The sequence below is a fragment of the Pseudomonas sp. GL_093 genome (genome assembly GCF_057837605.1).
This window is the reverse complement of record NZ_CM174448.1, coordinates 4,984,109-4,997,791: the sequence shown is the minus strand read 5'-3', so window position 1 is coordinate 4,997,791 and position 13,683 is coordinate 4,984,109. Positions and strand designations below refer to the sequence as shown.

At 60.2% G+C, this 13,683-nt stretch carries 14 protein-coding genes and 2 pseudogenes; 12 read left to right on the top strand and 4 right to left on the bottom strand.

Going from position 1 to position 13,683, the window contains the following annotated elements:
* The first annotated feature begins 75 nt into the window (after positions 1–75).
* From AC3IUE_RS23135 to AC3IUE_RS23115, 5 genes and pseudogenes are all read left to right on the top strand, one after another.
* Positions 76–1,392: a Na+/H+ antiporter family protein gene (locus tag AC3IUE_RS23135; RefSeq protein ID WP_489268930.1), complete on the top strand. Its 1,317-nt coding sequence runs from the start codon at positions 76–78 to the stop codon at positions 1,390–1,392.
* 195 nt (positions 1,393–1,587) lie between these two features.
* Positions 1,588–2,412: pseudogene (locus AC3IUE_RS23130) on the top strand (cache domain-containing protein); the annotation flags it as partial.
* Between the two features lie 36 nt (positions 2,413–2,448).
* On the top strand, positions 2,449–3,270 hold the full coding sequence (locus AC3IUE_RS23125; protein WP_489268928.1) for a methyl-accepting chemotaxis protein: 822 nt from the start codon (positions 2,449–2,451) through the stop codon (positions 3,268–3,270).
* A gap of 138 nt (positions 3,271–3,408) precedes the next feature.
* A pseudogene (locus tag AC3IUE_RS23120) lies at positions 3,409–3,525 on the top strand (DMT family transporter); the annotation flags it as partial.
* Positions 3,526–3,619: 94 nt separating this feature from the next.
* Positions 3,620–3,784, top strand: coding sequence for a metallothionein (locus tag AC3IUE_RS23115; RefSeq protein ID WP_056740143.1), 165 nt, complete (start codon positions 3,620–3,622; stop codon positions 3,782–3,784).
* 47 nt (positions 3,785–3,831) lie between these two features.
* Here AC3IUE_RS23115 and AC3IUE_RS23110 read toward each other — a convergent pair whose 3' ends face one another.
* A complete protein-coding gene (locus tag AC3IUE_RS23110; RefSeq protein WP_008152143.1) occupies positions 3,832–4,059 on the bottom strand; it encodes a DUF6555 family protein in 228 nt (75 codons plus the stop codon).
* 145 nt (positions 4,060–4,204) lie between these two features.
* On the opposite strand from AC3IUE_RS23110, the gene AC3IUE_RS23105 reads away from it, so the two are divergent.
* From AC3IUE_RS23105 to AC3IUE_RS23095, 3 genes are all read left to right on the top strand, one after another.
* Positions 4,205–4,984: an AraC family transcriptional regulator gene (locus AC3IUE_RS23105; RefSeq protein ID WP_134099418.1), complete on the top strand. Its 780-nt coding sequence runs from the start codon at positions 4,205–4,207 to the stop codon at positions 4,982–4,984.
* Between the two features lie 95 nt (positions 4,985–5,079).
* Complete coding sequence (locus AC3IUE_RS23100; RefSeq protein WP_082555777.1) at positions 5,080–5,253, top strand: DUF1427 family protein; 174 nt, start codon at positions 5,080–5,082, stop codon at positions 5,251–5,253.
* 28 nt (positions 5,254–5,281) lie between these two features.
* Complete coding sequence (locus AC3IUE_RS23095) at positions 5,282–6,238, top strand: quinone oxidoreductase family protein (protein ID WP_489263857.1); 957 nt, start codon at positions 5,282–5,284, stop codon at positions 6,236–6,238.
* Positions 6,239–6,384: 146 nt separating this feature from the next.
* Here the strand turns inward: AC3IUE_RS23095 and AC3IUE_RS23090 are convergent, their stop codons facing one another.
* A complete protein-coding gene (locus tag AC3IUE_RS23090; RefSeq protein WP_489263856.1) occupies positions 6,385–7,407 on the bottom strand; it encodes a purine-nucleoside phosphorylase in 1,023 nt (340 codons plus the stop codon).
* A 24-nt stretch (positions 7,408–7,431) separates the two neighbouring features.
* Positions 7,432–8,388, bottom strand: a complete 957-nt coding sequence (locus AC3IUE_RS23085; RefSeq protein WP_489263855.1) for a nucleoside-specific channel-forming protein Tsx — start codon at positions 8,386–8,388, stop codon at positions 7,432–7,434.
* 243 nt (positions 8,389–8,631) lie between these two features.
* Between AC3IUE_RS23085 and selD the strand changes: the two genes are divergently transcribed.
* Both selD and mnmH read left to right on the top strand, forming a co-directional pair.
* Complete coding sequence (selD, locus tag AC3IUE_RS23080) at positions 8,632–9,666, top strand: selenide, water dikinase SelD (protein ID WP_489263854.1); 1,035 nt, start codon at positions 8,632–8,634, stop codon at positions 9,664–9,666.
* Positions 9,666–10,763, top strand: a complete 1,098-nt coding sequence (mnmH, locus tag AC3IUE_RS23075; RefSeq protein ID WP_489263853.1) for a tRNA 2-selenouridine(34) synthase MnmH — start codon at positions 9,666–9,668, stop codon at positions 10,761–10,763. Before selD ends, mnmH begins: the two co-directional genes overlap by 1 nt.
* Positions 10,764–10,914: 151 nt before the next feature.
* Here the strand turns inward: mnmH and AC3IUE_RS23070 are convergent, their stop codons facing one another.
* The gene (locus AC3IUE_RS23070) at positions 10,915–11,589 is read right to left on the bottom strand and encodes a histidine phosphatase family protein (RefSeq protein ID WP_461999302.1); all 675 of its coding nucleotides are present in this window, start codon (positions 11,587–11,589) and stop codon (positions 10,915–10,917) included.
* Between the two features lie 368 nt (positions 11,590–11,957).
* Here AC3IUE_RS23070 and AC3IUE_RS23065 point away from each other — a divergent pair, with 368 nt between their 5' ends.
* Both AC3IUE_RS23065 and AC3IUE_RS23060 read left to right on the top strand, forming a co-directional pair.
* A complete protein-coding gene (locus AC3IUE_RS23065) occupies positions 11,958–12,671 on the top strand; it encodes a glutathione S-transferase family protein (protein WP_461999301.1) in 714 nt (237 codons plus the stop codon).
* A 20-nt stretch (positions 12,672–12,691) separates the two neighbouring features.
* The gene (locus AC3IUE_RS23060; protein WP_489263852.1) at positions 12,692–13,534 is read left to right on the top strand and encodes a PhzF family phenazine biosynthesis protein; all 843 of its coding nucleotides are present in this window, start codon (positions 12,692–12,694) and stop codon (positions 13,532–13,534) included.
* Positions 13,535–13,683 lie beyond the last annotated feature (149 nt).

Sequence of the window (13,683 nt, the reverse complement as noted above, 5' to 3'; positions counted from 1 at the left end):
CCTCTCATTTAATCCGCTGGCGGCTCTTTGCAGACTGCCGGCCGGACTCTTTCCGTTTGCCTTGAGGTACCGATGATTAATGCTGTAATTGCCGCGGTCGGCATCATGCTGATCCTCAGCCTGTCCCGCGTGCACGTAGTAATCGCGCTGATCGTGGGCGCCCTGGTGGGTGGTTTGACCGGTGGCCTGGGCATCGACGCAACATTAAAAGCCTTCAACAGCGGCCTCGGTGGCGGCGCGACGGTCGCGTTGTCCTACGCATTGCTCGGCGCTTTCGCCGTGGCCATTGCCAAGTCCGGCCTGGCGCATGCCCTGGCCGACAAAGCCTTGCTGATGGTCGACCGCCAGCACGCCAGCGGTGGCCGTCAGGTCAAATGGCTGTTGATCGGTTTGCTGTGGGTGGTAGCCATCGCGTCCCAGAACATCTTGCCGATACATATCGCCTTCATTCCGCTGCTGGTGCCGCCGCTTTTATATGTGCTGACCAAGCTGCAGCTGGACCGCCGACTGATTGCCTGCGTCATGACCTTCGGCCTGATTACGCCGTACATGTTCCTGCCCGTGGGCTTCGGCAACATCTTCCTTAATGAAATCCTGCTGGCCAACGTCGCCCGTAGCGGTGTGGACATCAGCGGCATCAACGTCACCCATGCCATGGGGATTCCGGCCTTGGGCATGGTCGTCGGGCTCGCGGCAGCGTTTGTTAGCTATCGCAAGAAGCGCGTCTATGATCTGGAAAAGATCGAGCAAGTCGAACAGGTCGCGGTGCAGTACAACCCGATGAGCCTGATGGTCGCCGGTCTGGCCATCGCGGTGGCGTTTATCATTCAGCTGTTGCTGGACTCGATGATCATCGGTGCGTTGGCTGGCTTTCTGATTTTTTCGGTGTCGGGGATCGTGAAGTGGCGTGAAACCGACGACCTGTTCACCGAAGGCATGAAAATGATGGCGATGATCGGTTTCATCATGATCGCCGCCTCAGGTTTCGCCGAAGTGATGAAAGCCACCGGTGAGGTGCAGACACTGGTCGAAGCCTCGGCCTCGTGGATCGGCCACAGCAAAGGCATTGGCGCGTTGTTGATGTTGCTGGTTGGCCTGTTGGTGACCATGGGCATCGGTTCGTCGTTTTCCACAGTGCCGATCCTGGCAGCGATTTTTGTGCCGTTGTGCGTACAGTTGGGTTTCAGCCCGATCGCGATCGTGTGCATCGTCGGCACTGCCGGTGCGCTGGGCGATGCCGGCTCACCGGCGTCGGACTCGACCCTCGGCCCGACCTCGGGCCTGAACATCGACGGCCAGCATCACCACATCTGGGACACCGTGGTCCCGACCTTCCTGCACTACAACCTCCCGCTGCTGGCGTTCGGCTGGGTGGCGGCGATGGTTTTGTAAACACCGCAGATTAAATGTGGGAGCGAGCTTGCTCGCGATGGCGGTCTGTCTGATACATGGATGTTGGATGTGCCACCGCTATCGCGAGCAAGCTCGCTCCCACAGGGGATTTGCAGTGTTCCTTAATTCAACTTTTGATCCGGCGTGCCGTTAAAGCCTTTAACCACGCCAATAAAATCAAAAGAGTGAACCGTCATGCGCATGAGCCTGAAGGCTAAAGTCCTGTCCCTTGCCGTCCTCCCGGTGTTGCTCTTTGCGCTGGTCATCAGCCTGACCACGTTGTTCATTCTGCAGGAGCAGGCCCGCAAGGAAGTCGAGGAAACTCGCCAGCGCCTGCTCAGCGATGCCAAGGCAACGCTGCAAAGCTACGTCGCCGTGGCCATGACCACGATCAAACCGCTCTACGACGCAGCCGCCCCCGGTGATGACGCGGCGCGGGCCCAGGTGGTCAAGTTGCTGTCGAGCATCACCTACGGCAAGGACGGCTACTTCTTCGGCTACGACTCCAACACCGTGCGCCTGTTCAAGGCCAACAGCCCTGAAGGCGTGGGCCAGAGCTTCAAGGACAACCGCGATCCGAACGGCGTCTACGTCAACCGCGACCTGGTGAAAGTCGCCAAGGACGGCACCCACTACCTGCAATACAGCTCGCCGCTGCCCGGCAACACCCAAGTGCTGGTGCCGAAACTGGGCTACACCGAATACCTGCCGAAGTGGGACATGGCGGTCGGTACGTCGGTCAACCTCGACGGCATCGAAGCCCAAGTGGCACTGGTCGAAATCAAGGTCCAGGAGCGCATGCAAGGCGTGGTGCTGAGCATCGTCGGGATTGCCGCCGTGGTGCTGTTGGTGATTGCCGCCGCCGGGATGCTGCTGGCCAACACCATCCTGCGTCCGCTGAACCTGATGAAAGCCAACCTCGATGACATCGCGGCGGGCGAGGGCGACCTGACGCGTCGCCTGACCATTACCAGCCAGGACGAACTCGGCGAACTGGCCGGCTCGTTCAACCGCTTCGTCGACAAGATCCACGGCCTGGTGCGCCAGATTACCGAAATGACTTCGCAATTGACCGGGTTGGTGAATCAGGTCTCCGATCAGGCCCAGCGCTCGGATCAGGCCATGGAACGTCAGCGACACGAGACTGATCAGGTCGCCACGGCGATCAACCAAATGTCCGCCGCCGCTCAGGAAGTGGCGAAAAGTGCGCAAAACGCCGCGGTGGCTGCCCAGCAGACCGACGAAGAAGGTCAGGCTGCCAAGCGTGTGGTGGCCGGCAGCATCGTGAAGATTCATGCGTTGGTGGACGATATTCGCAGCAGCGGCGTGTCTCTCGACAGTTTGCAAAAAGACGTGTCGTCGATTGTCAGCGTGCTCGGCGTGATCCGTTCGATTGCCGAGCAGACCAACCTGTTGGCACTCAACGCCGCCATCGAAGCCGCTCGTGCCGGTGAGGCCGGGCGCGGCTTTGCCGTGGTGGCCGACGAGGTTCGTGCGTTGGCCAGTCGCACGCAAATCAGCACCCAGGAAATCCAGGGCATGATCGATCGCTTGCAGGCCGGCACCCAATCGGCCGTGGAAGCGATGCGCCGTTCCAGCGAGGCCGGCGACGGCACCTCGGCTCAGGCCAATGAAGCGGGAGCATCGCTGGACACCATGGCCCAGCTGATCGGCACCATCAATTCGATGAACGCGCAGATCGCCAGCGCCGCCGAAGAGCAGACCGCCGTGGCCGAAGAGATCAACCGCAGCGTGCATCAGATCGCCGTGGCGGTGGACAGCGTTGCCGACGAAACCCAGCTCGGCGCCCAGACCTCCCGCAGCCTGGCCGACCTCGGTCATCGTCTGGGCAAACTGGTGGGTCAGTTTCGCATCTGATTGCACCGGCACAGAACCTGTGGGAGCGAGCCTGCTCGCGATAGCGTCGGCACTTCCAGCATCAATGTGACTGATTCACCGCTATCGCGAGCAGGCTCGCTCCCACAGGGATTGTGGTGCTGACAGACATTACGGTTTGTCCCAGTAGGGCACTGCACCGAAGCACTCGATATAGAGTTTTTACTGTTGCTGTTCAGCGGTCCGCAACAGGGGCCCGCCTTGAATGAGCTGCCGCGCTGGCAGTTGATCGGCGGGATCAGTCCCCGGCAGGGCTGACGCAAGCTCCTACACTGGTGGTACGGGTCGCATTTGCCAGACCCGGACGACCACAACCTATGGAGTCAGGCTCATGATCGACAGTGAAAGTAAATGCGACTGCCCCAAATGCTCCTGCAAACTGGGCGAACATCCGATCGCGCGCCACGGCAAGCACTATTGCTGTGAAGCCTGCGCCAAGCACCACGAACATGGCGAAGAATGTGCCAGCAAGGGCTGCAAGTGCGCCCAACGCTGACCACTCATCCAAAAAAAGGTGGAGCCTGATCGGGCTCCACTTTCATTTCAATTTGCCGGCCGCCACTTGACGTTTTCCACGCCGAACTTCTCCGCCATCGGCTTGCTGGTTTTTTGCACCTTCTCTCGGCCGAAGCGGGGGATTCGTCCGACCCCCGCGTCGCAACTTGCCCAATGCCAAGCCTCCGCGTTATCCATCTTGTCCAGGCGGATGATGAAAGACTTGGGCGCGCCATGAAGGGTGTATTCAATGACGAAAAGTTTTGCGTTGTTCATAAAGCCCATATTCCTCCCTGTGGTAATACAAGGATCGTCGGGGTTACGGAAAATTCAGTCGGATTGTCAGGCGGATGCCACCAGTGGCGACAAGGCCGGTGGCTCGTTACCATGCAATCTCTGAAACCCCCAATGATTGCTGCCCATGGCCCTTGCCGCCCCGCCAGACCTGAGTGACACCGATGTGCCCGTGCAACCGCTGGCGCGCACCTATCCGCGCGGCTTGTACATCGAGCCGCATGAGCATGTCTGGGGGCAGTTGCTGTATGCGATGAGCGGGGTGATGTGGGTCGAGACGCCCCATGAAGCGCTGGTGGTGCCGCCGCAACGAGCGGTGTGGTTGCCGCCGGGTGTGCCCCACGGGATTCGCGTGGTCTCGGATTTACAGATGCGCAACATCTACTTGCGGCCCTCATTGGCGGCGACGCTGGACGACACGGTTCAGGTGATCGAAGTCGGCGGACTGTTGCGTGAGCTGATCGTCGGGTTGGTGGAGCAGGGCGACGATGGCGCGCCCGAGTATTACGAAGCGCTGGTCGGCCTGGCGCTGCTGGAGCTCAGGCGAGCCAGGCGCTCGTTGCTGAAAATCCCCTTGCCGGATGATTCCGACCGGCGCCTGATGAACCTGTGTCAGGCGGTCATGGCCGCGCCATCGCTGGACATTGCCTTCGAACAACACGCGGAAAACGCAGGTGCCAGCGTGCGTACCCTGGCGCGGTTGTTCAAGGACGGTCTGGGCATGGGCTTCGCCGAGTGGCGGCGCCAGGTGCAATTGGCGACGGCGGTGGCGGAGTTGATCCAGGGCGTGCCGGTCAGTGCGATTGCCCGGGAGCTGGGTTATTCACCGAGCAGCTTCAGCGACATGTTCCGACGTGAACTGGGTGTCGCGCCTTCGCAGTTTTCCGCGAGCCAGCGTCAGGATTGAAAGCGCTTTGGCCGATATTCAGAAGCACTTGGCCGATGCTCGTCGCGACCGATCTTTAGACTCTGGACCTATCTTAATTAGCCACGGAGTCCGCCATGAGCTTCCTCATCTCATTGGTCATCGGTCTGGGCGTCGGTCTGCTCTACGGCGCTCTGGATTTTCGTTCCCCCGCACCGCCGGCCATCGCGCTGGTAGGGCTGCTCGGCATGTTGGCCGGTGAGAAGTTGTGGCCAATGGGCCGGCAACTGGTCACTGGCTGGATCTCCTGAACCGTTTATTCATTCGAGGGAAACGCTCATGAAAGCACTGCAATTCGACAAGACCGGTGACCTCTCGGCCCTGCGCTATGTTGAGGTTCCTACCCCCGTCCCCGGCACCGATGAAGTGCTGGTCCAGATCAAGGCCGCCGGCCTCAACCCCAGCGATGTGAAGAACGTGCTGGGGCGTTTTCCCTACACCACACTGCCGCGGATTCCCGGTCGTGATTTCGCCGGTGTGGTCGTTGAGGGTCCGCAGGCTCTAATCGGCCAGGAAGTCTGGGGCACCGGCCGTGAGCTGGGATTTTTCGCCGATGGCTCCCATGCACAATTCGTCAAACTGCCGGCCAATGGCGTGGCGCAAAAGCCGACCCATTTGAGTTTCGCCCAGGCTGCCAGCCTCGGCGTGCCGTACACCACGGCGTGGGATGCGTTGGAACGCAGTGGGGTGACGGCCGAAACCCGGTTGCTGGTGATCGGTGGCGGGGCGGTTGGCACTGCGGCGCTGGCGCTGGCCAAGGTGCGTGGCGCTCAAGTACTGGCAGCGGCGCGGCGGCCGGAGCAGGTCAAGGATTTGCAGGCGCAGGGGTATCAGACGCTGCAACTGGATAATCCCGAGGACCTCGGTGCGCAGGTGAGCGCCGTGTATGCCGGTGGCGCTGATGTGATCTTCGACACTACCGGTTTCTGGCTGCCGGCCTCGGTCCCGGCGCTGGCCGCGTTCGGTCGCATCGCGATCATCGCCGCGCCGGTGGACGGCCTGGTGCAATTGCCGGCCCTGGCGCTGTATCGCAAGGGCGGTTCGGTGGTGGGGATCAACTCGTTGCTGTACGGCGTCCAGGCGTGTGCGGCGATGCTTGAGCAGTTCGGCACGTTCTTCGATCAGGGCTTGTTGCCGTTGCCCGAGGGCTTGTTTGAATCGCCGTTGGCGGAAGGTCTGGAGCGGTATGCCGAGGTGAGTCAAGGCAGTGGTGACAAAGTGATTTTGTTGCCATAACTCCAATCAAAATGTGGGAGCGGGCTTGCTCGCGAAAGCGGTATAACAGCCGACATCTTTGTTGAATGTTATGCCGCTTTCGCGAGCAAGCCCGCTCCCACATTTGATCTGTGTTAATCACAGATTTACGTGATCAACCTGTCAGATCAAGCCTCGGGAACACCGTTCTCCCACGCCGGCCAATTCTTCAAAATCTCCTGCACCAATGGATTTCCCGTCCGGTACAGGTTCTCCAGCGCCGGCACAAATCCACCTTGATCCGCATACTTGAGCAGGTTATCCACCTCACTTTGGCCCGGGGCTGGCCGGTCAAAATCGGAACCCGCACGCACCACCGCCAGCCGCTGGACATCGACTAATCCCTCGCGACTCGCCCGCAGCAGCGCCTCATAGGTGGAGTTGTCTTCCTGCTGCGTCGTGCAGTACTCACCTTTGTTATCGGTCAGCAGTTGGGTCCAGACTTCGGCGCGCTCACTCAACCGCGTCCCGGAAAACCAGGTATTGCCCGCCAGCGTGTCGCACTGCGTCACCACCGGCGGCTGATTGGCCGGGGCCGACGGATACTTCATGCGCCACACGGCCGATTCCTTGCTCTCGCTCAGCTCGACTTTTTGGGTCAGCGCAAAGGCCTTGGCCTGCAACTTCGGGTTGAGTTCGAAGACTTCGGTCTTGTAATCCAGCGGTGGTTTCTCGTTCGGGCCTTTGGTGTTGATGCCGATATAACCGGTCGGCCAGTCTGTCGGCGCGTCCCGGGAATCGATCTCCCACTGGGTGCCGAACTCCACCAGATAATGCGCCCACGCGGTGGTGCCAATGGTCCCGTGTTTCGGGCTGATCCCGGCAATCCCGGCGATCAGGAAGTAACTTTTGCGCAGGTCGAATTTCGACGACAGCGCCAGGGCCAGCGTCGACGCCGCGGCGTTGGTCTGGCCCATGCCGGTGACCATCAGGCATACCTGCTGGCTGTTGCAGCGAACGGTCGGGTACTCGGCGGACAGCCCCGGCACCCGCACTTCCTGCTTGAGCTCCAGCCGATCAATCCAGTTTTGCGCCTCGGGGGCGAACATGGTGATCAGCATCACTTTCGGCTGGATCGGCGCTTCAGTCGCCCAGGCCGTTGAAGAGAGCAGGGCGGCACAGGCCAGGGAAAGACGCGTCATTGCATGCATAAAACCTCCTGATTCAAACAAGACTTAAAACTGATAACCAACGCCGGCGTAGTAACCCCAGCCGTCGGAACGGGCGCGGAAGTTACCGTCGCCAAAATTCAATTCGCTGCCATCCTCCCAGTTGCCGCCGTTGTGGAAATAACGACCGACCAGGGTGAAACGCAAGTGGGTGAACGAGTACAGCAAGACGTTGGTGGCGACGGTGGCGTTGGCCGTGCGGGCCGGGTTGTCCTTGTGCAGGTCCGAGCCGAAGTCGACGTTGGTGAACCCGATGTAGGTCAGTGACGCGCCGTTGCTGAAGCTGCTGATCGGCACGATGTATTTGAGTTGGGCGCGATAGCCGTCCCACGAATACTCATTGCTGGCACCGTAGTTTTCCCACTGGTAGCGCCCATAGAAGTTGGCCGACAGGTTGACCCGCGAATGGGTATCGATGTCGGTGCCCAAACCGCTGTACAGCGTATTGGCGCGGTTGGCGCTGTTGCTGCCATGGTCGTAGATCCAGTCGAAGGCGACGTACCATTCCTTGAACGGCCCGATGGCCAGGCTGCGGCCGGCGAGGTAATCGATGGAGATCCGCGGTTCATGCTCCATGAACACCGGCGAGCCGTGGTCCCACACGCCTTTGTCATGGCTGTTGCCGATGTCGAAGATCTTCGGGATGTCGATGTAGCCGTACAACTCGAACGGCCCCTTGCGCCCGAAGTACTCGTATTCCAGGTAGATATCGTCGGCCGGTTGCGGGCCGAAACTGATGTCTTTGCTGCCGATGACGGTCAGGTCCTGATTGAACCAGTCCGAGAGGTACACGCCTTTTTTTGGTGGGCTGGCTTCGGGGCTGAGGGTTTCGCCCTGGGCGGATTCTTCGGCGGGAGCGGGTTGCGCCAAAACGGTGCTGCTGAGTAGTCCTGTAACGCTGGCCAGCAGCAAGGAAACAGCAAAAGTGCGCGAGCAAGTCACGCGGCTGGACGTGCGGTGCATTAAAAGTCCCTTTTCGTGCGGATCGAAGGCCCGCTTCTGCGGGCTTGCGCGGTTATGTAGCGAAAACGCTTGTGTCAGCGACTCGCAAACGTTTGCACAACGCATACCAGTTTTGCTCAAGGCACGGAAAAGGCTAGGGAATTGGTGGTTTAACTGTCCTTTCGGTCAACGATTCGCGGGACCTCAGGGGAGACGACGTTGATGTAGACTCTTTGGCACTGACTTCACGAGGTGTGTCCCCCCATGAGCGAGCCGATTCGTCTGACCCAATACAGCCACGGCGCAGGATGCGGCTGCAAAATCTCCCCGCAGGTGCTGGAGGTGATTCTGGCCGGCAGCGGGGCGCAGAACCTTGACCCGAAACTCTGGGTCGGCAACGCCTCGCGCGATGACGCGGCGGTGTATGCCATCGATGAAGAACGCGGCGTGGTGTCGACCACCGACTTCTTCATGCCGATCGTCGACGACCCGTTCGATTTCGGTCGGATCGCCGCCACCAATGCCATCAGCGACATCTACGCCATGGGCGGCGATCCGTTGATGGCGATTGCGATCCTTGGCTGGCCGGTCAACGTACTGGCGCCGGAGATTGCCCGGGAAGTGATTCGCGGCGGGCGTTCGGTCTGCGATGAAGCCGGAATTCCGTTGGCCGGTGGGCATTCCATCGACGCGCCGGAACCGATCTTCGGCCTCGCCGTGACCGGTCTCGTGGAAAAGCGCCACATGAAGCGCAACGACACCGCCACCGCCGGTTGCCTGCTCTACCTCACCAAACCGCTGGGCATCGGCATCCTCACCACCGCCGAGAAGAAGGGAAAATTGCGCCACGCCGACATCGGCCTGGCCCGCGACTGGATGTGCACCCTGAACAAACCCGGCAGCCGCTTCGGCAAACTCGAGTGCGTCACCGCGATGACCGACGTCACCGGTTTTGGCCTGCTGGGGCATTTGGTGGAAATGGCCGACGGCAGCAACGTGACCGCTCGCATCGAGTACGACCGCGTACCGCGTCTGCCGGGTGTCGAGTATTACCTCGACCAAGGCTGTGTGCCGGGCGGGACGCTGCGCAACTTCGACAGCTACGCCAGCAAGCTTGGGCGTCTTCAGGAAATGCACAAACGCGTGCTCTGCGATCCGCAGACCAGCGGTGGCCTGCTGGTTGCGGTCACCCCCGAAGGTAACGAACACTTCCTCACGGTGGCCGCCGAGCTGGGCCTGACCCTTGAGCCGATCGGCGAACTGATCGAGCGACAGACGAACGCGGTTGAGGTGTTTTGATGTCCATCGAATTCACCGATTACCGCGACATTTTCCTCAACGACCGACCGATGATGGATGCCCGTGCGCCGGTCGAATTTCTCAAGGGCTCATTCCCCGGCGTGATCAACCTGCCGCTGATGAATGACCATGAGCGGCAACGGGTCGGCACTTGTTACAAGCAACACGGCCAGCAAGCGGCCATTACGCTGGGGCACCAGTTGGTGTCCGGCGAGATAAAAGCCGAGCGTATCCAGGCCTGGGCCGATTTTGCCCGGGCTCATCCTGATGGGTATTTGTATTGTTTTCGCGGCGGTTTGCGTTCACAGATCGTCCAGCAATGGCTCAAGGACGAGGCGGGCATCGACTATCCGCGAGTGGGTGGCGGCTACAAGGCGATGCGCACCTTCTTGCTCGACACGCTAGATCAGGCGGTTGCCCAGTGTGATTTCGTCTTGCTGGGCGGCATGACCGGCACCGGTAAAACCGAAGTGCTCACGCAATTGCGCAACGGCCTGGACCTTGAAGGTCACGCCCATCATCGCGGCTCCAGTTTCGGTAAACGCGCCACCGGCCAACCCTCCAACATCGATTTTGAAAACCGTCTGGCAGTGGACGTGCTGAAGAAGCGCGCCCACGGTATCGAGCAGTTTGTGCTGGAAGACGAGAGCCGCGCGATCGGCAGTTGTGCGCTGCCGTTGCCGCTGTTTCAGGGCATGCAACAGTTTCCGATGGTCTGGCTGGAAGACAGCCTGGAAGGGCGGGTCGAACGGATCCTGCGCGATTACGTGGTGGACTTGTGTGCCGAGTTCATCGGCGTGCATGGCGATGAAGGCTTCGCGCTGTTTTCCGAGCGCTTGCTGGAGAGCCTGAACAATGTGCAGAAACGTCTGGGCGGTGAACGCCATCGGCGGATGTTGATGTTGATGGAAGACGCGCTGGCGGAGCAGGCGAGCAGCGGGGCAGTGGACTTGCACCGGGGCTGGATCGAAGGGTTGCTTCGCGAGTATTACGACCCGATGTATGCGTTTCAGCGGGAGAAGAAAGGGGCTCGCATTGAATTCGCCGGGGAGCGGGCTGCGGTGCTCGAATACCTGCGAGAGCGTGTTATCCAGTGAGGGTTATGTAGTTTCTGCCGGCCCCATCGCGAGCAGGCTCGCTCCCACAGTTGATCGCATTTCTTCTGGAAGAACTCGGTCAAATGTGGGAGCGAGCCTGCTCGCGAAGGGGCCCTTGCAGACGCTATAAAACTTAAAGCACTGCCGCCCCCTATGTTGGACAGGTCTGCGGACCGTTATTCAGGCCTTGCTTGTAGCTGTGGCTCACCACACTGGCCTTGCCGTTGTGCCAGGTCAGGGTGAGCACGAACAGCGAGTCGTAATCGCTGGATTCCCAGTCATCGGCGATGGTCTGTTTCTTGCCGACGGCTTCTCCAGCGACCTTGTTGATCAGTTCGGGCAGGTAGCCGTGGGACCAGGCGGTGTAGATGACCGAGTTGTGATACTTGTCCTGAAGCAACTCATCCGCGAGGTCGCTGGTGTCGTTGGCCGAGAAGTTGATGTTCACCGGCAAACCGAGCTTGATCGCGCTGGGGCTGATGGTTATCAGAGGACGGATGTAACTGTAGGAATTGTCCTGTTCGCCTTCCTCGACATTGCGCGTCGGGTTGGCGGCAAACACGTAGTTGGCCTTGCCGAATTTTTCCGGCAGCAAGGTGGCCAGGTCGATGGCGCGGTTCAGGCCCTGGCAGTTGAGCTGGCCGAGGCCCCCCTCTGGTTTTTCTGCGTGACGCAGGAACACCAGCGTCTGAGTGCCGTTTGCCGGTTGGGCGCGGCTTTCGCGGGAGTCCAGCACCAGAAACAACGCGCCGGCCGCCAGCAGGGCGGGCAGTAACAGATAAGCGCGATGTTTGAAGCGGTTGGCGAATTTCAGAGGGTTCTTCATGGAATTAGGGGTTCTTCAGCGCATTCGATTAAGGCTGACAAACCTTTACACCGCGAAATTCCTGCGTCGGTGTTTTCCATGTCATTCAGCCGGTCCGTTTCAAAGGGGCAGTGCTCAGAGTCCTCTGATACCCATTTGGTTCGATTCCGGCACGTGCGCAGCAATGTACCGGTAACCTTGAACAGGTCGGAGCTTAGGTTATCGACAGGATGTTGCGAATTTGTGGACACGTTACACGTAGTGGAGCAGATGCAGGCTGCAATCTTTTGATCATGTTCATCAGCGATATCAATAACGCCAAAAGGTCGCAGTTTTTCGGCCGCTGACATTATGATCGTCACTCTCAATTTTCTCGTGGATCCTTTCCCATGACCGATCTGTCCGCGTTCCCGATTACCCAAAAATGGCCGGCTCAATACCCCGAGTGGATCCAGCTTTACTCTTTGCCGACGCCTAACGGCGTCAAGGTGTCGATCATGCTCGAAGAGATCGGACTGCCCTACGAACCGCATCGTGTGGGCTTCGACACCAACGATCAGATGTCCCCCGAATTTCTTTCGCTGAACCCCAACAACAAGATCCCGGCAATCCTCGACCCCCACGGTCCGGGGGACCAACCCCTGGCGCTGTTCGAGTCCGGGGCGATTCTGATTTACCTGGCCGACAAGAGCGGGCAACTGCTGGCCCAGGAATCGGCGGCGCGATACGAGACCCTTCAATGGCTGATGTTTCAGATGGGCGGCATCGGGCCGATGTTCGGCCAGGTCGGTTTTTTCAACCGATTTGCCGGCAAGGACTACGAGGACAAACGTCCCCGCGACCGCTACGTCGATGAAAGCAAACGCCTGCTTAATGTGCTCAATAACCGCCTGGAAGGGCGCGACTGGATCATGGGCGAGCGCTACACCATTGCGGACATCGCGACCTTCCCCTGGGTGCGCAACCTGATCGGCTTCTATGAGGCTGGCGAGCTGGTGGGCATCGAGAACTTCCCGAACGTCACGCGGGTGCTGGAGCGCTTTCTGGCGCGGCCGGCGGTGATGCGCGGGCTGGAAATCCCCAAGCCAAACGCTTCGATTTGATCAAGAAACCAAGGAAGGCCATGCACTCATTCGATTTCAAGCAAGTAGATGTCTTCAGCCGTGTTGCGCTCAAGGGCAATCCGTTGGCGGTGGTGTTCGGTGCCGATGAGCTCAGCGATGAGCGCATGGCGGCGTTCGCCAGCTGGACCAACCTCAGCGAAACCACATTCATACTCGAACCGCGCGATCCTCGCGCCGATTATCGCGTGCGGATCTTCACCACCCTGAACGAATTGCCGTTCGCCGGTCATCCGACACTGGGCACCTGCCATGCGTGGCTGGAGGCCGGTGGCGTGCCCAAGGGCGAAGAGATCATTCAGGAGTGCGGCGTGGGGCTGGTGCGGGTTCGTCGACAAGGGACAGAGTTGGCTTTTCTCGCACCGCCATTGCTCAAAACCGGGCCGGTGGAGGCGGATGTGGTGGAACGGGTGCGGCGGGGGCTCGGGCTGGAATCAGGGGCGATCGTGCGCACTCAGTGGGTCGACAACGGTGCCGGATGGCTGGCGGTGATGGTCGAGGATCGCCAGCAGGTGCTGGACCTGCAACCGGATCATTCGCAAATGCTCGGCCTGGCCGTCGGTGTCATCGCGCCATGGCATCCCGAGCGTGATGGCGATGGCGCACAGTTCGAAGTGCGGGCATTCATCTCCGGCGACGGCATGCCGGAAGACCCCGCCACCGGCAGCCTGAACGCCGGGATTGCCCAATGGTTGCTCAGCGAAGGACTGGCGCCGGCGTCCTATGTGGTCAGCCAGGGCCTGACCATGGGCCGCGCCGGACGCATTCAGGTCGAGCAAGTGGGCGACGAAATCTGGATCGGCGGCGCGGTGGTGACCTGCATCAGCGGAACCCTGACGCTGTAAGAGCCTTGTAGCAGCTGTCGAGCCTGCGAGGCTGCGTTCGACTGCGAAGCGGTCGTAAAACCTGCAACCGTGTTCTTTCAGGCAGATCGCGTTCACCGGACACGACCGCTTCGCAGTCGAACGCAGCCTCGCAGGCTCGACAGCTGCTA

Bases quoted from the DNA above. Each gene is read 5' to 3' on its own strand.
- AC3IUE_RS23125 (WP_489268928.1), top strand. From the start codon at position 2,449: ATGACTTCGCAATTGACCGGGTTGGTGAATCAGGTCTCCGATCAGGCC.
- AC3IUE_RS23115 (WP_056740143.1), top strand. From the start codon at position 3,620: ATGATCGACAGTGAAAGTAAATGCGACTGCCCCAAATGCTCCTGCAAA.
- AC3IUE_RS23110 (WP_008152143.1), bottom strand. From the start codon at position 4,059: ATGAACAACGCAAAACTTTTCGTCATTGAATACACCCTTCATGGCGCG.
- AC3IUE_RS23105 (WP_134099418.1), top strand. From the start codon at position 4,205: ATGGCCCTTGCCGCCCCGCCAGACCTGAGTGACACCGATGTGCCCGTG.
- AC3IUE_RS23100 (WP_082555777.1), top strand. From the start codon at position 5,080: ATGAGCTTCCTCATCTCATTGGTCATCGGTCTGGGCGTCGGTCTGCTC.
- AC3IUE_RS23095 (WP_489263857.1), top strand. From the start codon at position 5,282: ATGAAAGCACTGCAATTCGACAAGACCGGTGACCTCTCGGCCCTGCGC.
- AC3IUE_RS23090 (WP_489263856.1), bottom strand. From the start codon at position 7,407: ATGCATGCAATGACGCGTCTTTCCCTGGCCTGTGCCGCCCTGCTCTCT.
- AC3IUE_RS23085 (WP_489263855.1), bottom strand. From the start codon at position 8,388: ATGCACCGCACGTCCAGCCGCGTGACTTGCTCGCGCACTTTTGCTGTT.
- selD (WP_489263854.1), top strand. From the start codon at position 8,632: ATGAGCGAGCCGATTCGTCTGACCCAATACAGCCACGGCGCAGGATGC.
- mnmH (WP_489263853.1), top strand. From the start codon at position 9,666: ATGTCCATCGAATTCACCGATTACCGCGACATTTTCCTCAACGACCGA.
- AC3IUE_RS23070 (WP_461999302.1), bottom strand. From the start codon at position 11,589: ATGAAGAACCCTCTGAAATTCGCCAACCGCTTCAAACATCGCGCTTAT.
- AC3IUE_RS23065 (WP_461999301.1), top strand. From the start codon at position 11,958: ATGACCGATCTGTCCGCGTTCCCGATTACCCAAAAATGGCCGGCTCAA.
- AC3IUE_RS23060 (WP_489263852.1), top strand. From the start codon at position 12,692: ATGCACTCATTCGATTTCAAGCAAGTAGATGTCTTCAGCCGTGTTGCG.